This is a genomic window from Thainema salinarum CENA647 (genome assembly GCF_057732415.1).
The window spans coordinates 4795523-4816941 of the sequence record NZ_JBYJZJ010000022.1; the positions used below are offsets into that span (position 1 = coordinate 4795523).

Annotated in this window: 12 protein-coding genes; 5 read left to right on the forward strand and 7 right to left on the reverse strand. The window is 52.8% G+C overall.

The genetic code is table 11. The features are described from left to right. Positions 1-99 precede the first annotated feature (99 nt). Genes AC286M_RS27765 through AC286M_RS27775 form a run of 3 tightly spaced genes read right to left on the reverse strand, consistent with a single transcriptional unit; the run spans position 100 to position 8200 of the window. Positions 100-2427, reverse strand: coding sequence for a hybrid sensor histidine kinase/response regulator (locus AC286M_RS27765; RefSeq protein ID WP_488207468.1), 2328 nt, complete (start codon positions 2425-2427; stop codon positions 100-102). Beyond that, a complete protein-coding gene (locus tag AC286M_RS27770; protein ID WP_488207469.1) occupies positions 2421-2882 on the reverse strand; it encodes a response regulator in 462 nt (153 codons plus the stop codon). Before AC286M_RS27770 ends, AC286M_RS27765 begins: the two co-directional genes overlap by 7 nt. Next, a complete protein-coding gene (locus AC286M_RS27775; protein ID WP_488207470.1) occupies positions 2879-8200 on the reverse strand; it encodes a PAS domain S-box protein in 5322 nt (1773 codons plus the stop codon). The genes AC286M_RS27770 and AC286M_RS27775 overlap by 4 nt, the downstream gene beginning before the upstream one ends. A 274-nt stretch (positions 8201-8474) precedes the next feature. Here AC286M_RS27775 and AC286M_RS27780 point away from each other — a divergent pair, with 274 nt between their 5' ends. The 4 genes from AC286M_RS27780 to AC286M_RS27795 all read left to right on the forward strand — a co-directional run bounded on the left by AC286M_RS27780 (position 8475) and on the right by AC286M_RS27795 (position 16395). Next, entirely contained in the window at positions 8475-9470 is a 996-nt protein-coding gene (locus AC286M_RS27780) for an aspartate carbamoyltransferase catalytic subunit (protein ID WP_488207471.1), read from the forward strand. A gap of 61 nt (positions 9471-9531) precedes the next feature. Then, positions 9532-10014, forward strand: a complete 483-nt coding sequence (locus AC286M_RS27785) for a molybdenum cofactor biosynthesis protein MoaE (protein WP_488207472.1) — start codon at positions 9532-9534, stop codon at positions 10012-10014. 109 nt (positions 10015-10123) lie between these two features. After that, a complete protein-coding gene (locus tag AC286M_RS27790; RefSeq protein WP_488207473.1) occupies positions 10124-12964 on the forward strand; it encodes a PD-(D/E)XK nuclease family protein in 2841 nt (946 codons plus the stop codon). Continuing rightward, the gene (locus AC286M_RS27795) at positions 12961-16395 is read left to right on the forward strand and encodes a UvrD-helicase domain-containing protein (protein ID WP_488207474.1); all 3435 of its coding nucleotides are present in this window, start codon (positions 12961-12963) and stop codon (positions 16393-16395) included. The genes AC286M_RS27790 and AC286M_RS27795 overlap by 4 nt, the downstream gene beginning before the upstream one ends. A gap of 124 nt (positions 16396-16519) precedes the next feature. Here AC286M_RS27795 and rd read toward each other — a convergent pair whose 3' ends face one another. Together rd and larE are read right to left on the reverse strand one after the other, a co-directional pair. Next, the gene (gene rd / locus AC286M_RS27800) at positions 16520-16681 is read right to left on the reverse strand and encodes a rubredoxin (protein WP_488207475.1); all 162 of its coding nucleotides are present in this window, start codon (positions 16679-16681) and stop codon (positions 16520-16522) included. Positions 16682-16889: 208 nt separating this feature from the next. Beyond that, the gene (gene larE / locus AC286M_RS27805; protein WP_488207476.1) at positions 16890-17717 is read right to left on the reverse strand and encodes an ATP-dependent sacrificial sulfur transferase LarE; all 828 of its coding nucleotides are present in this window, start codon (positions 17715-17717) and stop codon (positions 16890-16892) included. Between the two features lie 219 nt (positions 17718-17936). Here larE and AC286M_RS27810 point away from each other — a divergent pair, with 219 nt between their 5' ends. Then, positions 17937-19097 carry a cysteine desulfurase family protein gene (locus AC286M_RS27810; RefSeq protein ID WP_488207477.1) on the forward strand — a complete coding sequence of 387 codons (1161 nt, stop codon included), beginning with the start codon at positions 17937-17939 and terminating at the stop codon, positions 19095-19097. Positions 19098-19554: 457 nt separating this feature from the next. Here the strand turns inward: AC286M_RS27810 and AC286M_RS27815 are convergent, their stop codons facing one another. Together AC286M_RS27815 and AC286M_RS27820 are read right to left on the reverse strand one after the other, a co-directional pair. Next, the gene (locus tag AC286M_RS27815) at positions 19555-21078 is read right to left on the reverse strand and encodes a UDP-N-acetylmuramoyl-L-alanyl-D-glutamate--2,6-diaminopimelate ligase (RefSeq protein WP_488207478.1); all 1524 of its coding nucleotides are present in this window, start codon (positions 21076-21078) and stop codon (positions 19555-19557) included. 30 nt (positions 21079-21108) lie between these two features. Then, positions 21109-21402, reverse strand: coding sequence for a glutaredoxin family protein (locus AC286M_RS27820; protein ID WP_488207479.1), 294 nt, complete (start codon positions 21400-21402; stop codon positions 21109-21111). Positions 21403-21419: the final 17 nt, after the last annotated feature.

Sequence of the window (21419 nt, forward strand, 5' to 3'; positions counted from 1 at the left end):
TGCCTCAGAGGAAAAATAAAGGAGTAAGGACCACAGCTAGTCCTAACCGCTTCTAAGTTCTCCAGATTGACCTAACGCACCCCCACGAACTCCCCCCCACTAGCTCATCACAGATACATCATCTAAAACGTGGCGCAGCGTTGTGAGCAGAGTTTCAGTTGTGTAGGGTTTGGCTAAAAACGCCTTCACGGTCGGACTTGCGATCGCAGCACTTTGCTGATTCGCTGACAGGCCGCTCATCGCCACAATCTTGACATCCGGATTAATTTGGGTCAGAGTGCGAATCGTCGTCAGTCCATCCATCATCGGCATCATCATGTCAACAAGCACCACCTGAATTCGATGCTGATATTCGGCATAAAGTGCGATCGCTTCTACTCCGTCTTGAGCCGTCACTACTTGATAATTATGAGTTTCCAGGGTGGCCATTGCCATCTGGCGCAGTGCCGCTTCATCATCTGCCACGAGCACCAGCTCTCCATGCCCCTGACCCTGGCCGTCTACGTCGGCCTGGTTGGATGAAGATTTATCGGCTGGCGTGGCGGGTAAGTAAATCTTAAATTCGGTGCCGTGTCCTGGCTCACTGTATACGTCAATGAAGCCGCCGTGATTTTTGACAATGCCCAAAGCCGTGGATAATCCTAATCCCGTTCCTTTACCCAGCCGCTTGGTGGTGTAAAACGGCTCAAAAATCCGATCAATATGATTGGCCGGAATGCCGATGCCTTCATCTGCTACGCAAATTTGCACGTAGGCTTCCACCCGCGCATCCAGGTGCATGCGGGCATAGTATTCATCTGCGATGAAATTTTGAGCCGTAATACGCAGCATGCCTCCCATCGGCATTGCGTCCCGCGCATTGACGCAGAGATTCATTAACACCTGATGGATTTGGGTGGCATCGGCCAGAATCGGCCATAGGTCATCCGCTGCCGTGTTAGTAGCAACGTCGGTTTCAATATCGATGGAGCGGGGAAAGGTTTCGCGGGCAATCTGCTCCACTTCGGCAATTAAATGGCGGGCTTGAATCAGCGATCGCTCTCCCTCAATGCCGCGCGAAAATGACAGCACCTGCTTAACCAAATCAGCTCCCCGCCGGGTGCTAGTTTCAATTGTTTTCAGCCAGCGCTGCGCCTGCGGGTCGTCGGCAAACTTGCGCTGGAGCAGCTGGATCGACATCAAAATAGGAGCCAGCACGTTGTTCAGGTCATGGGCGATGCCGCTAGCCAGAGTACCGATGCTTTCCAAGCGCTGCGCCCGCAGGAACTGCGCTTCTAGCTGTTTCCTTTCGGTAATGTCAGTGTTGACCACCAGAAAGGAATGGGGCTGACCGTTGCTGTCGCGCACCAGCGTCCAGCGGCTTTCCACAATCACGCGGGTGTGCTCTTGAGTTAAATGCTCCAGTTCACCCTGCCAGGTACCTTTTTCCAGCAGTTCCTGGCGAATTTCGAGATAGGGTTGATCGCCCTCAGGGTAGAGAAACTGGCCAATCGGTTGATCAACAACTTGGCTACTGCTCCAGCCGTACAGCCGTTCCGCCCCTTTGCTCCAAAACTGGATGCGATGATCTAAATCCTGCACCAGAATCGCGTCGGTTGAAATGTCAATCAGAGCAGCCTGCTGACGTAGTTTTTCCTCCGTGCGCTTTTGTTCGGTGACATCATTTTGAATGCCAAGATAGTACAGCAACTCTCCCTGATCGGAAAAAATGGGGGACAGCTTCAGGTTATTCCAAAAGAGCTGGCCGTCTTTGCGGTAGTTCAGCAGGGTGGCGTTGATCGGCTTTTTTTCGTCTATACTCAGGCGCATCAGTTCAACCGTTGAGGGACTGGAGTGTTGTCCCTGTAAGAAGCGGCAGTTTTTGCCAACCACTTCCGCAGCGCTGTAGCCCGTAATCTCCGAAAAAGCTGGGTTGGTGTAGATAATTGGATTATCCGGCTGATTGGGATCGGTAATGATAATTCCCTCAGCCGAGGCGGCAACCGCCTGAGCCAGCATTAAGTTCGCATTAGCCGCTCGTCGCAGATCTTCCGCTACTCGTTTGCGCTCAATTGCATAGCGGATCGAGCGAATCAGCAAATCTCCGGTGAATTGGCCCTTGACCAGGTAGTCCTGTGCACCCATCTGCATAGACTGGAGGGCGATATCCTCATCGTCCATTCCGGTTAAGACCAAAATGGGCAGGCTGCGATCGAGGGCTTGCACCTGTTCGAGGGTTTGAATGCCGTGACTGTCGGGTAGGGATAAGTCCAGCAGCACAATATCCGTGTTGGGATGAGTCTGAATCTGAGTCAATCCCTGCTTGAGGGTAGTGGCGGTGACCAGATTAATCTGCACGGACGGAATTTCCAGCAGGTATTCCCGCAGGAGCCGAGCATCGCCAGGGTTATCTTCAATGAGTAGAGCGGTAATGATTGAACTCACCATGAGTCAGCCTCCCGCGGTAAACGAACGGTCATCAACCAGAAGTTTTCAATACTGCGCACAATTTTGAGAAATTCGTCGAGTTCAACAGGTTTGGTGATGTAGCAGTTGCCGTGTAGTTGATAAACCCGAGCAATATCATCTTCGGCCTGGGACATACTCAATACGACAACGGGAATTTGCTTGAGATGATCGTGGGCTTTGATTTCGGCCAAGACTTCCCGACCGTCTTTACGCGGTAGATTGAGGTCGAGCAGGATCAAATCGGGCTGAGGTGCATGGGTATAGGGATCTTTGTGATGCAGAAAGGCAAGGGCTTCAACGCCATCAGCTACAACATGGAGCCGATTTGCGATCGCACTGTGCCGCAGCGCTTCTTGCGTGAGTCGGGCGTCTCCTGGGCTATCTTCTACCAGCAAGATGTCAATGGGAGGTTCCGTCTTGCGGTTGTAGCTCATGACTGTTCCATCTCCTGTACCGGCAGGGTAAAGTGAAAAACGGTACCAACGCCCGGTTCAGAGTCCACCCAAATCCGGCCCTGATGCCGTTCGACAATCTTTTTACAGAGGGCTAGCCCAATGCCCGTACCGGGATATTCAGTACGCGGGTGTAATCGCTGGAAGATCAGAAAAATGCGATCGCGATACTCGGGATCAATACCAATTCCATTATCTTCCACTTGGAACTCATAACCAGTATCAGTGGGCTGAACCGAAATCCGGATCTGCGGCTGTTCGTGGCTAAATTTGATGGCATTGCTAATCAAGTTTTGAAAGAGCTGAACCAGCTGAGTGGCATCTGCTACCAGGATAGGTAATGGCTCAATCATAATCTGAGCTTGTCGAGTTTCGATAGCAGACTGCAAGTTCGCAATGGCCTGTTGTACCACCTCGTTACAGTCCGTCACGCGGAAGGCATGGCCACGGGTACCGACCCGCGAATAGCTGAGCAGATCGCGAATCAGCGACTGCATCCGCTTGGCCCCGTCTACAGCGTAGCCAATAAACTCGTCGGCATCCTCATCCAATTGGCCCTGATAGCGGCGGGCAATCAGTTGCAGATAGCTCACCACCATCCGCAGCGGTTCCTGCAAATCGTGAGAGGCAACGTAGGCAAACTGTTCTAGATCCGCATTGGAACGAGCCAGTTCTTGACGCTGCTGCGTTTCCTGCTGGAGCAGTCTGGCTTGGGCCAGGGCAATGCCAATTTGCACCGCCACTTGCTCTAGCAGTTCCACCTCAAAAGCGTTCCACTGGCGAGTATGCGAACACTGGTGAGCAATTAATAGTCCCCAGAGCTGTTGATTTTGCAGAATGGGCATCACCAGCTTGGACTGGATTTGAAACTGCTCCATAAAGTGAGTTAAACATTTACCATCCGGTAGTTGTGGTAAATCTTGCCGAGTATAAACCCGACCGTGGCGGTGCTGATCCAAATAGTGCTCATCCAGACAGCGATCGGTGACATGGATGCCCAGCATGGACGGAAAGTCAGCCGCAAGCGCTTCTTTGCGAACGCTGCCCGAACCATCTGCTGCCACTTGAAAAACGAGAACGCGATCGGCCTGAAAGATTTTCTGTACCTCGTCCACGCTAGTTTGCAGGATGTCGTCAATCTGGAGCGACTGGCGAATCTTGAGACTGATCTCAGCAAACAGTTGCGATCGCAGATGCTGCTGCTGGAGTTGGGCTTCGGCCTGCTGTCGTTCTAGCTCTGATCCGGCACGGGCGGCAAAGATTTGAATAATTTCCTTCAGGTACTGCACCTGCTGGGTTTGATCCAGGGGATGACGCCCAAACACGGCCATCAGGCCCAGAATCTGACCATTGGCCGCAAACAGCGGGACGCCGATATAGGCATCAACGTCCATCTCCACCAGCTTGGCATCGGTGGGAAACTGCGATCGCAGATCCTGGGCATACACCTGCATCTGCTGGGTCTCGATCACCTGCTGGCAGGGAGTTGCCTCTAGGTCATAGGCGCGATTGGTGAGAACGTGATCTTGACCGTAGAAGGCGATGGTTTGGAGTTGGTGGTAGTGGGGGGAGGGGTCGGTTGAGGGGGGAGGGTTGAGGGCGGAACTGGGGGAAGAGGGGGAGAGGGGGGAAGTAGGGGAGTGAGAGGGTGGATGGGTGGATGAGTGGATGGGTGGATGGGTAGGTGGGTTAATGGCAGAATTGGGTTGGGTGGGGGAGGGGATGAGTTCGGCGATGCAGGCGTAGTCCATTTGCAGGGCTTTGGTGAGGTAGCGCACGAGGGACTGGAAGAAGGCTGCTCCGGTTTCGGTGGAGACGCCTTTGGCAATGTTGCGCAGAATTTCTTCGGCCCGTCGCCGCTCGGTGACATCACGCCCGACGGACTGAATTTCAATCACCTGTCCGGTTTCATCCACAATAATGCGATCGCTCCACTGATGCCAGCGGACTCGACCATCCGGCATCAGGACTCGATGCTCAATTGTGGCTACAGGCTGCTCTGGCCCGAGCGTCGCGATATGCTGCTGCACCGTTTGCCATTCGCTGGCGGGCAGAATATGCAGAAAACTCTTGCCTAACAGAATTTCCCTAGGCTGACCAAAGTAGCGACAGTAGGCATCGTTGACAAAGGTGAGCTTGCCGTCCAGGTTAAAGCGACTAATCAGCTCCGTCTGATCTTCTACAATGCCGCGATAGCGCGCTTCGCTTTCCCGTAGCGCCTGTTCAGCCAGTTTCTGCTGGGTGATGTCCGTATGGGAACCGACCATCCGTACAGGTTGCCCCGCTGCATCCCATTGAGCTTGGCCCCGATCCAGAATCCAGCGATAGGAGCCATCCTTACAGCGCATGCGATATTCGGCAATAAAAAACGGCGTGCGCTGCTGGAAGTGATTCTCAATGAGATGCTTGACCCGTTGGCGATCCAGAGGATGCACTCGGCTGCGCCATTCCTCGATCCGATTGGACAAATCCTGTTCTTCGTAGCCCAGCATAGTTGCCCAGCGCGTCGAGTAAAACACCTTGTTGGTCACTAAGTTCCAGTCCCAAATGCCGTCGTTATTACCTCGCAGCGCCAGTTGCCAGCGCTCTTCGCTCTCCCGCAGCGCCTGCTCCATCTGTTTGCGATCGCGAATGTCCCGAATAATCGTCGAGAAAATGTCAATCTTACCCTCAGCATTGGTATGGCTCACGATAGTTTGAGAAACCGGAATCTCTTCGCCATGCTGATTGAGTAACGCAATTTCGCCCGACCATTTGCCCTGTTGCCGAGCCGTTGGTAAACCTTGATTGATGACGATTTCAGCCGCCCAGTCAGGACAGTAATCTGGCACCATCACCGTCGAGATCTCGACCATTTCATCAAATCCCATGATCTCGCGTCCGGCCCGATTGAGATACAGGGTGCGACCTTGGGCATCCGACATGCCGATAAAGTCTGCCGCCGCTTCCATCACGTCTACCAGTCGCCGCTGGGAGGCTTCTGACTGCTTGCGTTCGGTAATATCGCTGCCAATGCCTAAGAAGCCTGCAATATTGCCCTGCTCATCCCACAGCGCCGTGACGGAGAGCAGCACCGGAAAGCGAGAGCCATCTTTACGAATGTACGTCCATTCCCGCTCTTCAACCTGTTCCAGCGTCGCCTTAGCCACAAAGACATCAAAGCCCGGTTGAATCGGGTAGCCCAGTTCCTGCGACAGTTCAGCCGCTCGCTGCTCCACTTCTGCCCGATCATGGAGAATTTCCGGCGTCATCTGTCCCACAACTTCGGCGGCTTGATAGCCTAACATCCGCTCCGCCGCTGCGTTAAACGTCAGAATCATGCCCTGGACATCAGTGGAAATGATCGTGTAATTGGCGCTATCCAAAATTGCTCGCTGTAAGCGCGAGGTCGCCAGCAATTCAGTTTCCGCCTGCTTGCGCTGCGTAATGTCCTGAAAATAAACCGATAGCCCTTCCTCGGAGGGATAGGCATGGACGGAAAACCAGGACTGGAGCGGCGGATAATATTCCTCAAAGATGACGCTGGTTTTCTCCTGTAGCGCCCGCTGATACTCGTCGTAGAACTTAAGGCCCATAGCGGCTTCAAACTCTGTCCAAATTTGCTGACCGATTAAGTCTTCCCGCCGCCGCTGGAGCAGCACCTCAGCCTGTGAGTTGACATAGGTGAAGCGCCAGTCCCGATCCAGTGCAATGAAGCCGTCGGTAATACTTTCAAGAATACTCAAGATCCGCTCATGGGCTGCTTCTGAAGCACTACGAGCCTGCTGTTCCCGCTGGAGCAGTTCCAATTTGGTTTGCTCAATTTGCTTTTGAGCCGTCACATCACGTCCGACGCCATAAATTAGCCCCTTTTCCGGTATGGGATAGGCTGTCCAAGCAATCCAGCAGTAATAGCCTTTTTTATGCCGATAGCGGTTTTCAAAATAAATCGTGGGAACACCCTGACCAAGGGCTTGCACCTCTTGAATCGTGGCGTCAATATCCTCTGGATGAACAAAGTCCAAAAACGGCTGATTGAGTAATTCACCGTCGCTATAGCCGAGAATTTGCTCAAAAGCCGGATTAATCCGTTTGAAATAGCCATCCGTTGATGAAATGCACATGATATCGAGGGATAGCTCAAATAGCCGATCGCGTTCGGCTTCGACCCGCTTCAGATCGCTGACATCCATCATGCCGCCCATCATGCGCAATGCTTGGCCTTGCTCATTCCGCACAATGAAGCTCCGATCCACCACATTGGCGTAGCTGCCGTCTGCGCAGCGATAGCGATATTCAGCCTGCCAGTGGTTAGTTTCTCGATGTGCGATCGCAGTTTGGATTTGAGCCTTCACCCGTTCTCGATCCTCCGGATGAATCTGGGCATACCACCAAGCTGAGGTCTGATCGACTTGTTCCACCTCATAGCCAAACAGCGTCTGTAAGCCTTCGTTCCACCACACTCGATTGGTCGTTAAATCCCAATCCCAAACGGCATCATTGGTCGCTTGTGCAATCAGATAAAACCGCTGCTCGCTGGCTCTCAGGGACAGCTCGGCCTGCTCGCGATCCACAATTTCCTGTTGCAAATCATGGTTGGAAACGGCTAATGCTGCCGTGCGCTCAGCCACCCGCTGTTCAAGCTGCTGATTCAGCCGATGGAGCAGCAGTTCTGCTTGCTGCTGGGTATGAACTTGATCTTCCAGATTTTGATTGGTGGCAGAGAGCTGCGACACATAGTGCAAAATTTCCTGCTCTAGCGTTTGCCGCGTTTCCTGCACCGCCGACATCGCTGCCCTGAGCTGCGCTGTCTGAGCCGTCAAATTGACCAGTGTGCGCCGCAGTTCCAGTTGCGACATCACCTGACGGCTGAGCCGCTGGAGTGCGTCAATTTGCATTTGAGACAGCGATCGCACTTTTTGATCAATTACACAAAGCGTCCCCAGCCGCTGCCCTTCTGGCGTAATCAGCGGTGCCCCGGCATAAAACCGGATATAGGGCGCATCCGTCACCAGCCGATTATGGACAAACCGTTCATCGTCCAGCGTGTTGGCCACGATCAGCACATCAGATTGCTGAATCGCGTGGGCACAAAATGCCAGTTCGCGCGGCGTTTCGCACACATCAATGCCGACTTTTGACTTGAACCACTGCCGCGTTTCGTCCACCAAGCTGATCAGTGCGATCGGCACGTCACAAATTTGCGCTGCCAGTTGGGTTAAATCGTCCAAAATTGGCTCTGGCTCGGTATCGAGAATCTGATACTGAGCCAAAATTTCTAACCGTAAGGCTTCCAAATCAGGTGTTGCGTCATTGGGCATAGCAAGAGTTAATCAAAATCAAGATGTAAAAAGAGCCGTAGGATGGGCAATACCCATCAACATTGCAAACCTAATCAGGTAGATGTAGGGTGAGCATTGCCAGTTCTACAAAAAATGCAGCAGCGTATTCAGGTATGCGATTTGGGGCTTGATTCAATATCGTAAATGCAGTTTCAAATTGTCCTTTGATAAAGTCTATGTCTCAGGATAGGATGAACCGTTGGCGAGATCGGGCCTCTCTTAAGCTTGGATTAATAAATGGAGCTGAATCATCATGCCGACTTCACGGTGGACGCGCCACCACGTCATTTCGTTACAAGACTTTACGACCGCTGAGTACGACACGGTTTTGCAAACCGCAATGGGTTTCCGCGAAGTGCTATCCAGCCGCACCAAAAAAGTGCCAGCCCTTCAGGGGAGCGTCGTCACCAATTTGTTTTTTGAACCCTCCACTCGTACCCGCAGCAGTTTTGAACTGGCGGCCAAGCGGCTCTCGGCAGATACGCTCAACTTTGCGCCCGGTTCCTCCTCTCTGACCAAAGGCGAAACCATCCTCGATACGGCCAAGACCTATCTAGCGATGGGCACCAATCTGATGGTAATCCGCCATCGTGAAGCTGGAGTGCCAACTGCGATCGCACAGGAAATGGATCGCTTAAAAACGGGCGTCGGCGTCTTGAACGCGGGCGACGGGCAGCATGAGCATCCCTCCCAAGCTCTGCTGGATTTGTTTACCATCTGTCGCAGCCTTGACTCCGATCAGCCCCGGATTGAGCTGCTGGCCAATAAGAAAATTGCCATCGTGGGTGATATTCTCCATTCTCGCGTAGCCCGCTCTAATTTGTGGAGTCTAACCGCCAGCGGCGTAGATGTTCATTTAGCGGCACCGCCAACCCTGCTGCCGAAACTGTTTCAGGTCTATGGCGAAAACCGTCCGGGTAATCTCACCCTTCACTGGCAGTTGGAACCTGCCCTGAAAGATGCCGACTTTGTCATGACCCTGCGCCTGCAAAAAGAGCGCATGACCCAGCATCTGCTGCCCAGCCTGCGCGACTATCATCAGCAGTTTGGCATCACCCGCGATCGCATTCGCCACTGCCATCCCAATGTCAAAATCCTCCACCCCGGCCCTACCAATCGCGGCGTTGAAATTACCTCTGATGTAATGGACGACCCCTCCCTCAGCCTAATCTCCGAACAAGTCACCAGCGGCGTCGCCATCCGCATGGCCCTCCTCTACCTGATGGGCGTCAGCAAAGACGAAGCCTAACTCCCCCTACCCATCCACCCGCCTACTCATCCACCCATCTACCCGCTCACACCCTCTACCCATGACCTTCACGCTCAACCCCACCCCCCAATCCACCCATCCCAACGATAGTTTTGCGATCGCATTTGCCCCACTGGACTTAAACCAGGTGTATCAGCTGGCCGATGATCCCGCCAATGGTGCAGTCGTGATCATGAGTGGTACAGTGCGGAACCAGACGGACGGTAAGCCTGTAGTCGCGCTGGAATATCAGGCCTACGAACCGATGGCGCTGCAAATCTTCCAGCAAATCGCTGCTGAAATCCGCCGCCAGTGGCCGGATGCCACCCGCGTGGTGATTCATCACCGCACTGGCAAGCTACAGATCGGCGAAATCAGCGTTCTGGTTGCGGTCGGTTGTCCCCATCGCAGCGAGGCATTTGCGGCCTGTAAATTCGCCATTGATACGCTGAAGCACAATGCCCCGATTTGGAAAAAAGAACACTGGGCCGATGGTTCAACCTCTTGGGTGAGTATTGGGGCCTGTGAACAAGAGGATGAGTAAATTCTGGCAGAACTGGTGAAAGTCTCCCAGGAATTGGGCAAACTGAAAACTGAAGCAGGTGGAAACACGGATGTGTTATTCCGCTTCAGTTATGCCCCCAGGAGCCACCATGCCAACCGTCTTCGTCCATCCCCACCCCTACGCCTGGGTACGAAGCCAACTCTCTGATTTTGCCCTTCTGCGATCGCAAATCCCATCTCAGCAGCTCTATCAGATAATCACCCCCAATCGGCTGACGGCCCGTACCTTGGGTGTCCAGAAGCGAACGCTGGCTGATTTAGCGCTTCAGGTTCTTGTCGATCATCACGTACAGTTGGTGCCCCGCTTAAACGACCAGCGGCTAATACGGGCAGCAATTCAGCAGACGGTGAATCCGGCAGATTTAGATGGAACAACTCGCGCCTGGTTGCCGACGATCAATTCGCTGCTAGCGGCTGGAGTAGGCAAGAAAAATACGTTTCAGGCTCCACCCAGTTCGCTCTCAATCCAGACTCAGCAGCTATTGCAGGTGGCACAAACCTATCAGCAACTCTTGCAGGAAAGGGGCTGGATCGATTTCAATCAGCTTTTGCATCATGCGGCACAGTTACAGACAGAACCGTTGCCGCTATTGATTTACGGCTATTTTCAGCCCACAGCCGACGAGCTGAAATTGATAACTGCGATCGCAGATCCTAGTAGCATCATGGTGTTGCCCAGCACCGAGCATCCCGACTTTACCGAAGTGCAGCAGGCAATTCAGCAGCTAGAGGCCAATGACTGGCAAATAGAGCCAGGTGCGGCCCTCGGCTCGGCTACTCAACTACCCATTAGTATCGGCGAAAGCTTATCGGATCGGTTTTTGGAGCAAGCCGCTGCCAGTCCAGGAACCGATCTATCCGCCACCTACGCTTACGAAAATCTGGAGCAGGAAGTGCGGGGTACGCTGGCCCAGGTGAAGCAGCTTTTACTCAGCAAGGTTCCAGCGCGAGAAATTGGTATTATCGCCAGAGATGAAGCAGCCTATGGTGAAAAACTGTTAGACGTAGCTTGGGAATATGATGTACCGCTACGGGTGCTGTACGATATCCCGCTCAGTGCAAGCCGTTTGGGTGTTTGGCTGCAACTGCTATTAGAGGTGATAGAACAGGGATTTCCGTTTGAGCCAACAGCGATGCTGTTGAGCCATCCGCTGTGTAGCAATCCCAGTGCTGAATTTTGGAGCAATGTGCGATCGCAGCGTCCCAGCAGTTTCCCAAGCTGGAGTCAAGTCAGTCAGGAAAGCTTAGGCATTGACTTGTCGGAGTTGAAGACGCTACCGTCTCGCGCCAATCGCGACCGATGGGTGCAGCGTTTTCAAAATCTGCTTAAGGTCTTTGACCTGTGGAAGCGCTGTACTCGATGGCCACGGGAGAGTTTAGCGTATCGCAAGCTGGACAAAGCCTTGATCGCGCTGGCAAACATGGAGCCTGAGTCGCTCTCCCGCACCGAATTCTTCCAGGAGCTACGCGAACTGATGGCAACGCTCCAGGTGTCTGTGCATCCGCGCAACGGTGGGGTTGAACTGCACAAGCCATCTTCCGTGATCGGTACTCGTTACCGCTATCTGTTTGTAATTGGTATGGCCGAGGGTATGTTACCCGCATCTGTGCAAAACGACTGTGTCCTGGACTTTTTTGAGCGTAAGCAACTGCAACCAGTAGGTGTATCTTTACCGTCAGCAAGTACTTTGGCGCGACAGGAAGCGCTCGCGTTTTATCACCTGCTGCAAACCGTGACAGAGCAGGTTGTATTCTCATACGCCAAGCTGAATGGGAAAGAAGAGCAGCTACCTAGCCCATATTTGGAGCGTTTGGGATTAAAGACAACAGCGCCTCCTCTCATGCCAATTGCCAGTTTAGAAGAACGGCGTCAGGCGTTGTTGCTCAGTGAGTTGGCGATGACGAACACCATAGTTGACGGTGTTGACGATCATGATCCGGTGCTAGCTTATGCCCGCCATGCTTTACAAATTGAGCAACAGCGGGAAAGCGATGTCGCTCCGAATGAATATGATGGTGTAACAGGTATCTCACTCGGTACGGCAGAAGATAACTGGGGCGATCGCACATTTAGCGTATCGCAACTGACAAAACTGGGACTTTGCCCATTTAGCTGGTTTGCCAATAAGGTGCTGAAACTGGGTGAATTAGACGAAACTGAGGATGAGCTAAGCCGTAGCTTACGGGGTAGTTTGTACCACAAGACCTTAGAAATCCTATTCAAAAATGCCAATTCTGATCGAGATCAGCTCTCTAGTTCAGATGCTTTGAGAGCAGCTTTTCTGGAGGCTGAACAGCAGCTTCAAGTACCCGATTTTCCAGCCTGGGACGTGCAAAGAAATGAACATCTGAAGCAGCTCCAGCTGACGATTCAGCAAGCCAGCTTTTATCCTGAAGATGCAACTGCGATCGCATTTGAGCAAAAGTTTAACGGTAACTGGCAGGGCTTCAAGATTACCGGACAGATTGACCGCATTGACCAGACAGACGATGGCCTGGTGTTGATTGACTACAAAACGAGTTCCAGCTCACCTAAAGGCGTTAAGAATGCTGAAGGCAAAGCAGATATTGACTTACAGCTCCCCATTTATCGAGAAGCTGCTGCTCCCAAACTCTATCCCGATGCGTCCGTCACGGATGCTTACTACTATTCTCTGACCAAGGGGCAGAAGCTAAGCAAGAAGCAGCCAACGGAAGCGGATTTAGCCCAGGTTGCTAATCGCTGCCAGCAGCATCTAGAGCAGGGCCATTTTCCAGTCGCACCGGACAGTCCAGAGAAATCAGCAGACGACCGACAAGCCTGTAAATACTGCGATTTTGATCTGGTGTGTCGCGAGGGCAATCGTCTCCGTCGCAAAGCCATCGCCCAAACCCAGCCCCAGTCAACAGATACGGCCACAACGGTCACATCCGAGGAGCAAGCATCATGAACTTACAAACTCAATCCGTGACCTGGATGAACTCTGAGCTGACCGCTCAGCAGCAGGCCGCAGCCTATGCCAGCCATAGCATTGCCGTCACGGCTGGAGCGGGTACGGGTAAGACTCACATGCTAGCCGAGCGCTATTTTCACCACCTGATGTCGGGCCATTCGCCGCTAGAAATCGTGGCGCTGACCTTTACCAATAAAGCCGCTGCTGAACTGCGATCGCGCATTCGTAAAACCATCCGCGATCGCACAACTGATTCAGCCATAGCCAATCAGTTAGAAGCCAGTGGCACCGATTCATTTGAGATCTTAGCTGAACTGGAAGCCGCTCAAATTAGTACGTTTCACGCGCTGGCCGAGCGCATCTGTCGTGAACATGCCGAGGTGGCAGGTGTCCCGGCTGATTTTACAGTACTGGATGAGCTAGAGGGCAGAATCTGGCAGGATCAGGTGCTACTAGATGCGATCGCACATTTGCCGATTCACCTCTATGAAACAGTGCCCTATTCGCTGATGCAGTCAGCTATACAAGCGTTTATGAACGATCCACTAACCGCAGAGGAGGCATTGGGCAAAGGTCGAGACGATTGGTTTCCTGTGGTTCAACAGTTGAGGCAGAATGCACTCGATCAATTAATTAATCACGAGCAGTGGTTATCAGCCGCAGATGTGCTGCATGTTTATGCGGCTCCCGGTGACAAGCTTGATGCCATGCGAGAGCAAGCATTAGAGGCAATGGCTAGCCTAGAGCAGGGACATAATGTGGCTGAATCGCTAGCCGCATTAGCAGCGCTCAAAATTAACTGTGGCACCCAGAAAAACTGGGGCGGCAAGGAAACGCTGGATCTCGTTAAGCAGGCGATTAGAGAACTCAGAGATAATGTCGTCAAGCCTGTTCAGGAAGATGGCTTGATCACATTAGAGCCAAACCTTTGGGATGACCAGACGGAAGCGCTTTTGCCAGTGCTGCGGGAAGGATTTGAGCAAGTGCGATCGCACTTGGATCAAGCCAAACGTCAGCAGCGGGTGTTGAACTTTAATGACCTAGAAATCCATGCCCTCAGAGCGCTGGAAAGTGACGCCGTGCGAAACTATTATGCTCAGCGCTGGCAGGTTTACTTAATCGACGAGTTTCAGGATACGAACCCGATTCAGGGACGGCTGCTGAAGCTGCTAACTGATGGCAAGCTGCGAACAATTGTAGGCGATGTAAAGCAGTCTATCTATGGCTTTCGGCGAGCGGATGTCAGAGTGTTTCAGCACTGGTGTGAGCAGATTTCGCAGGACGTGAATCAGCTTCAGGATGAGCTACCAGCTAGCGATGTCAAATCGAGTAACCGTAAGGATTCTGAACATGATCCGGCAATTCAATCTCTGAACCTGAGTTTTCGGACTCACCATGCCCTAGTGCAAAGCGTTAATACTGTGTTTCAGCCAATTTTGGCCGATTTACACCAGCCTTTAGCTGCTCATCGACAGACAGAACCCCATGTGGCTCCGCATTTGCAGGTCTATGCTGTTCAGACTCCAGACGAAGTTAAGCCCAGCCTTGACGAGCGGCGGCGAGCGGAAGGCCAGCACATCGCCAGCTTGATCAAAGGCTGGATCAGTGATGGTATCAGAGTTCATGACAAAGCAACGAAGCAGCTCCGACCAGTCACCTACGGCGATATCGCGATCCTGGCGCGGACGTGGCCATCGCTAGAGCTGTACGGAGAAGTACTGGAAAGCCAAGGAATTCCAATTTTGCAGGCTGGAGGCGGCAATCTGCTGGATACCCGTGAGGCAAAAGATGCCTGGGCGATGCTGCGCTTTCTGGCGAATCCCGCTGATAATTTGGCTCTGGTGGCTGTGCTGCGCAGTCCATTTTTTGCCATTAGCGATCGTACATTGCAGCACCTGGCTCAAACTCTGCCAGAGAAAACAGCTTGGTGGCAGCATCTCAAGGCAAATCAGGTGAACCATTCAGAACTTAATCATCCCGTTCAAACGCTACAAGCATTGCTAAAAGAGCGTCGCAGTGACCCACCTGCGCGGCTATTACAACGAGCTGATCGATTGACGGGCTATACGGCTGCGATCGCACATTTGCCCAATGCTCGGCGGCGCGAGGCAGACTGGCGCGGCTTCTTAGATTTTGTCAAAGCCCAGGAGCAGGGACGGTTCGACGGTTTGAGCATCGTCAGAACGCTGCGACGCTTAGTAGCGGCAGAGGTCAGCATTCCTCGTCCACCGCTGGAAGCAGGCAACGCAGTGAGCTTGATGACGATTCACGCCGCCAAGGGGCTGGAGTGGCCGGTTGTCATCGTGCCGGATTTGAGCCGGAAAGAGCCAGCTTATTATCCGACTGTGCGATTTGATGCCGACTTGGGCGTGGCACTTAAGCTACAGGATGAGCAGGGCGAAACGCAGAAATCAGCGCTTTATACGCTCCTGGAACAGCAGCAGAAACAGGCTGACGAGGCAGAAGCGAAGCGTTTGCTCTACGTGGCGCTGACGCGAAGCCGCGATCGCATTGTGTTGACGACACCAGAGGAGAATCAGGGGCTATTTAAGGTTCTGCAAGCGGGTTTAGGTGAACAAACTGATATTCAGCCGATCCCGTTTGATCCAGCGCTGGTCTATTCTTCAGCTCATGACTTGCAAGTTGATATCAATGAGCTATCACCAGTGCCGCCGCCAGCGGTTTTGACACAATCCTGTGGCTCCGGCCTGTCAGAATTGCCAGTTACAGCGCTAACCGACTATGCACTGTGCCCCAAGCGCTTTGAATACCGCCATATTGAAAATCACATCGGCTACTACGAGCTGGAAGATTACAGTGGTGAGCCGCCTGAGCTGGATGACGGCTTGAATGATGAACTTGAGGGCGCTATCCCGTTCGTCAGTGGGACGACGATTGGCACGTTAACCCATCTGGCGCTTCAGCATGGCATTCAAGATGCTGAAACACTGGCCGAGAAGCACGGAGCCGATTTGCCAGCATCTGCGATCGCACATGCTCTAAAAGATGCTTTAGCTCTAGCGCAAAATTTTCGGACACGAGCGATTTATCAGCCTTACCGAAATGCGAATGGTCACTACGAAAAGACCATTCAGTTTGCGTTTAACGGCTTAACGCTCAACGGCATTATCGATCTGCTTACCGATGATTTTGTTCTAGATTTCAAAACCGATCGGCACATCCATCCCCATCACCACCGCTTGCAGCTTTGGGCCTATGCTCAGGCAGCTCAGCGGCCATCGGCTCACATTGCCTACTTACGCCATGATCATGTTCATACGTTTGATACCGCCGCACTTCAGGCGGTTGAAGAGGACGCGGTAATCGCGGTCAATCATATTCTACGCGGAGAATTTGTCCCCACTCCCTCTGAGGAAAGCTGTGGCATCTGTCCCTATGCCGTGATGTGCGATCGCAGCCTCAAATAATCCTAATTAACCCCTATCTCAAACCCTACTGTAGGGGCAGGTTTTGTTCATCAGTTTAAATTTGCAGCCATAACCTGTCGGCTAAACCTGCCCCTACCCAATGTTGTGATCGTTAGAGATTAGATTAATCCAGCGGTTCAAAATCAGACTTTTCTGCCCCACACTGCGGACAGACCCAATCATCGGGAATGTCTTCAAAGGCTGTACCCGGCTCAATCCCAGAATCCGGATCGCCCTGTTCCGGGTCGTAGACGTAGCTGCACACGGTACACTGATACTTTTTCATAGGGCAATACCTAGTCGCCGGATTAATGGCGCTAGTTTGTCACGATATCCGGCGCAAAACATCATTCGGTAGCGGGATCTAGGTCATGATTTTGAGAAATCAACTATTAAGGAACGCAGAATTAATCAGGTGAAATCTTTAGGGTAGGAACACGGCAATGCCGTGTTCCTACGGATGGAACGATTTACAGGCTATTTAATCCACCATCCTAAACAGCAGATTTCGCTTCCAGCACTCGATTCAGTTTGCCGCTTTGGAACCCTTCTAAGTCAAGCGTGACAAAGTGAAAGCCAAACTTCTGAAACGCTTGCACAATCTGGGGCAAATCCATCGTTAGGACGAATTCTTTAATCTGTTCGGGCGGAAGTTCAATCCGAGCCGTGTCGCCTTCGGAGCGCACCCGCAGATTTTGCAGGCCAAGCTGACGCAGATAAACCTCGGCTCGGCCCACCCGCTGGAGCTTTTCAACCGTAATCAGCTCGCCATAGGGAAAGCGGGAGCTGAGGCAGGGCTGGGAGGGCTTATCCCACCAGGGCAGGCTAAGCCGCTTGGATAACTGGCGCACTTCCAGCTTGGTAATGCCGACTTCGGCCAGCGGAGAACGAGCGCCGCGCTCTTTGGCAGCTTGGATACCGGGGCGATAATCGTTCAGGTCATCAGCATTCACGCCATCGAGAACGTATGGATAGCCGCGCTCTTTGGCCATGGGCTTGAGCGTGTCGTGTAGTTCGCTTTTGCAGAAGTAGCAGCGGTTGACCGGATTTGACGCATAGTTCGGGTTGTCCATCTCATGGGTATGAACCAGCTCGTGGCGAATGCCAATCGTTGCCGCTTGGACTTTGGCGTCTTCCAAATCTTCGGGCAGCAGCGACGGGGAAACAGCCGTGATGGCCAATGCGCGATCGCACAGTACGTCATAAGCGACCTTTGCCACTAGAGTGCTATCAATGCCGCCAGAATAAGCCACAAGTGCCTGCTCCATCTCCGAAAATAGGGCAGTTAATTGATCTAGTTTTGCAGTTAGTGCGTCGCTCATTGAATCGTTCAGTAGTTGCGTCAGTGATAATTTTGTCAATCAGAAATCGAAAGTTGATCCACGTAAAGGAAGAGACGGCTTTAGAAATCTCTGTGAAATGATAGAAAGTAGGCCACATCTAACAGCGATACTGTATAGATAGCTATCCTCATACACTAGTTTAATAAGGTGAGGGCAGAATTGACTTGCTCTGACTGTTATCTGTGACGCTGAACGTTCATGCAAATTTATCTTGACTACAGTGCAACGACGCCACCTCGTCCAGAGGTGATTGCGACCATGCAGCAGGTTTTGACCCAAACGTGGGGCAATCCCTCCAGTCTGCATCAGTGGGGCGGACGGGCGGCAACCGTGTTAGAAACGGCGCGGTTTCAGGTGGCCGATTTGCTGAAGGCTCCCGTAGACAGCATGGTGTTTACAGCAGGAGGCACAGAGGCTGATAACCTCGCGGTGCTGGGCATCGCGCAGCAGTATGCCCAGCCGCAGCATCTGGTCATTTCCAGCGTGGAGCATTCTGCGATCGCAGAACCAGCTCGCCGATTAGAGCAGCAGGGCTGGCAAGTGACCCGACTTCCTGTGGATCAGCAAGGTCGTGTCACTGCGGCAGATTTACAGCGAGCGATTCAGCCCAATACAGTGCTGATTTCAGTAATTTACGGTCAAAGCGAAGTCGGGACGATCCAGCCAATTGAAGAACTGGGCCAGATGGCACGGACGCACGGTATTCCCTTCCACACCGATGCGGTGCAGGTAGCAGGTCGCTTGCCGCTCGATCTGCGATCGCTGCCTGTAGACCTCCTCTCCCTATCCAGCCATAAAATCTATGGCCCCCAGGGAGCCGGAGCACTCTACATTCGCCCCGATTTAAGGCTTTCACCCCTCTTACGCGGTGGCGGACAGGAGTTCAAGCTGCGATCGGGAACACAGGCACTGCCGAATATTGCCGGATTTGGCGTGGCGGCAGAGCTAGCGGCACAGGAAATGGCGCACGAAACATTACGTTTAATCCAACTGCGCGATCGCTTATTCGAGCAGCTCAGCGATGTGCCGGAGCTGGTGCCCACCGGACATCGGCGACATCGGCTGCCCCACCACGTCAGCTTCTACTTGAAAAACGGTGACGGGGAACGGCTCAGCGGTAAAACGATTGTGCGCCAGATGAATTTGGCCGGGATTGGCATCAGCGCTGGCTCAGCCTGCCACAGCGGCAAGCTATCGCCCAGTCCTGTCCTGTCAGCAATGGGATTAAACGACCGCGCCGCTAAATCGGGGATTCGCCTGACGCTAGGGCGAGACACGACCCAGGCCGATGTGGATTGGACAGCGATGGTGTTGAAGCAAGTTTTAGTGCGATCGCAACCTGATCTCGTTCTGTCTTAATCTCTACCAAGAAGTGAGGCGTAAGGCGTAAGGAGTAGAGCCTGTAAAGGCTGTAAAGACCCACCACTCACCCCTCAAACTATGTGTCACTTCATTGCCGATCCGCTTCAATTCCAGAAATTGGGCGCACCATAGAAGTAGAGAGTCCATCGTTATCCAAGTCTGGTTAAATCCCATCGTAATTGTTTGTGAAAGGTTTGCAGATCAATCCTTTCCTTTCACAAACCATCACTGGGTTCTTACACACCGGCTTGATCTGGAAGATGGAGGAGGTAGGCATGAAATATTCATCTTGGCTGCCCAATGAATTTCGCGATTTAATTATTGGCCTATTGGCGCTATTGCTCACGCTGCTAATTTGGGCTGCTGTTCTTACTCCGATCGCTGTATAGGAGCAAGTTTCTAACGACACATTCCGGTAGAAAATGCGCCAGTGGGCTTTCTACCGGAATGTGGCTTATCCGCGATAGCGCTGCTGTAGCGCGTCTCTTGCCTGTTCGCGATCGTCAAAGTGAACTTTCTCGGTGCCGAGGATTTGATAATCTTCGTGGCCTTTGCCAGCAATCAATACCCCATCTTCTGGCTTGGCATTGAGGATGGCGCGGCGAATGGCCTCAGCGCGATCGCAGATCACCAGCGGCTCTGTGCTGTCGGGAATGCCCTCTAAAATATCCTCTAAAATGCGCTCTGGGTCTTCGGTGCGGGGATTATCGGACGTGACGACTGCTAGATCAGCTTGCTCAGCGGCAATCTTGCCCATTTGAGGTCGCTTAGTGCGATCGCGATCGCCACCACAGCCAAACACACAAATCATGTCGCCTTTAATAAAGGGCCGAGCAGCTTTCAGTAAGTTATCCAGACTATCCGGCGTATGGGCATAGTCCACAATCACGCTGACATCCTGGTCAGGCTGAATCTGCACTCGCTCCATCCGTCCAGGGACGCCCGTAAACTGAGGCAGACTTTGGGCAATCGTTTCGAGTTCAACGCCCACATGCAGGGCCGCTCCGGTTGCCGCCAGCAAGTTTGCGAGATTAAACTGACCCACCAGTGGAGATTGAAAAGTAACCTCACCCTTGGGCGTGTGCAACGTGCCTGAAACGCCATCTGCACCGTAGGTCAAATCACTCGTCCACAAATCTGCGGTTGCATCCTGCGTACTGTAGCTCCAGACTTGGTCGGATGGTAAACGCTCAATCAGGCGGCGTCCGTAAGCATCGTCTTGATTAATAACGGCGCGTCCCTGGAGATAATTCGAGTTAAACAGCAGCGCTTTGGCCTCAAAATAGTCATCCAGATCCTTGTGATAGTCCAGATGATCCTGAGTCAGGTTGGTAAACACGGCCACATCAAACGAGCAGCCTAGCACCCGTCCCTGGTGCAGCGCGTGAGAACTAACCTCCATCACGCCGTACTGACAGCCTGCGCTGACAGCTTCCGCTAATTGGGCCTGCAAATCAACGGCAAAGGGAGTGGTGTGCAGCGCCGTTTGCTGATGACCGGGCCAGCGGGTGTAGAGTGTGCCGAATAGCGCTGTCGGCTGCTGAGTCTGATTGAGCAAGAACTCGATTAAATGCGTGGTGGTCGTTTTGCCGTTTGTGCCCGTCACGCCAACCAGCTTAAGCTGTTGGGCCGGATGACCGTAAAACGCAGCGGCTAAATGAGCGCAGCTTGACGGTACATTGGCAATCGGGATCACGCAGGCGGCATCGTCATGGGGTACGGGACGAGTTTGCAGCGCACTATCCGACACGATAGCTGCGATCGCACCGGCTGCGATCGCACTCGGCCAAAACTCACCCCCATCGACACGGGTTCCTGGTAAACCGATGAACAAATCACCAGGCTGGCAGGAGTGGGAATTCGTGCTTAATCCCTTCACTTCAGCGTCTAGGGCGGCATGATGACTCAGGCCATTAAGGGACTGATTGAGATCAGGATTTAGATCCGGCAAGGTTGCCAAAAGCTCACGCAGTTTCATGTCAGCAAATCCTCACACACAAGGTCTCGCCTATTGTGCCTTATTTGTAGGTAAATATTTCTGTAACATTTGTGCCACTTGCGCCACCGATGCGCGGGGAGAAAATCGAGGCAGTGGACGTTCGACGAGCTGTTGGCTGTCTTCCGACTGCGTCACGACACAGAGCACCGGAATTTCATACTGATAGGCTTGAAACCAATCTTCACGCGTTGTAATATCGCGAATTTCTAAGCTAAAACCGGGATGCTCAATCTGAGCCAGCTTCTCTTCCAACCCCTCACAAAGATGACAACCCGGCTTGCTGTATAGAATCAAATCAGTCATGGATAAACCTGCAATAG

What these genes read in the sequence shown, in the direction of transcription:
- AC286M_RS27765 (WP_488207468.1), bottom strand. Translation starts at nt 2,427, where the DNA reads ATGGTGAGTTCAATCATTACCGCTCTACTCATTGAAGATAACCCTGGC.
- AC286M_RS27770 (WP_488207469.1), bottom strand. Translation starts at nt 2,882, where the DNA reads ATGAGCTACAACCGCAAGACGGAACCTCCCATTGACATCTTGCTGGTA.
- AC286M_RS27775 (WP_488207470.1), bottom strand. Translation starts at nt 8,200, where the DNA reads ATGCCCAATGACGCAACACCTGATTTGGAAGCCTTACGGTTAGAAATT.
- AC286M_RS27780 (WP_488207471.1), top strand. Translation starts at nt 8,475, where the DNA reads ATGCCGACTTCACGGTGGACGCGCCACCACGTCATTTCGTTACAAGAC.
- AC286M_RS27785 (WP_488207472.1), top strand. Translation starts at nt 9,532, where the DNA reads ATGACCTTCACGCTCAACCCCACCCCCCAATCCACCCATCCCAACGAT.
- AC286M_RS27790 (WP_488207473.1), top strand. Translation starts at nt 10,124, where the DNA reads ATGCCAACCGTCTTCGTCCATCCCCACCCCTACGCCTGGGTACGAAGC.
- AC286M_RS27795 (WP_488207474.1), top strand. Translation starts at nt 12,961, where the DNA reads ATGAACTTACAAACTCAATCCGTGACCTGGATGAACTCTGAGCTGACC.
- rd (WP_488207475.1), bottom strand. Translation starts at nt 16,681, where the DNA reads ATGAAAAAGTATCAGTGTACCGTGTGCAGCTACGTCTACGACCCGGAA.
- larE (WP_488207476.1), bottom strand. Translation starts at nt 17,717, where the DNA reads ATGAGCGACGCACTAACTGCAAAACTAGATCAATTAACTGCCCTATTT.
- AC286M_RS27810 (WP_488207477.1), top strand. Translation starts at nt 17,937, where the DNA reads ATGCAAATTTATCTTGACTACAGTGCAACGACGCCACCTCGTCCAGAG.
- AC286M_RS27815 (WP_488207478.1), bottom strand. Translation starts at nt 21,078, where the DNA reads ATGAAACTGCGTGAGCTTTTGGCAACCTTGCCGGATCTAAATCCTGAT.
- AC286M_RS27820 (WP_488207479.1), bottom strand. Translation starts at nt 21,402, where the DNA reads ATGACTGATTTGATTCTATACAGCAAGCCGGGTTGTCATCTTTGTGAG.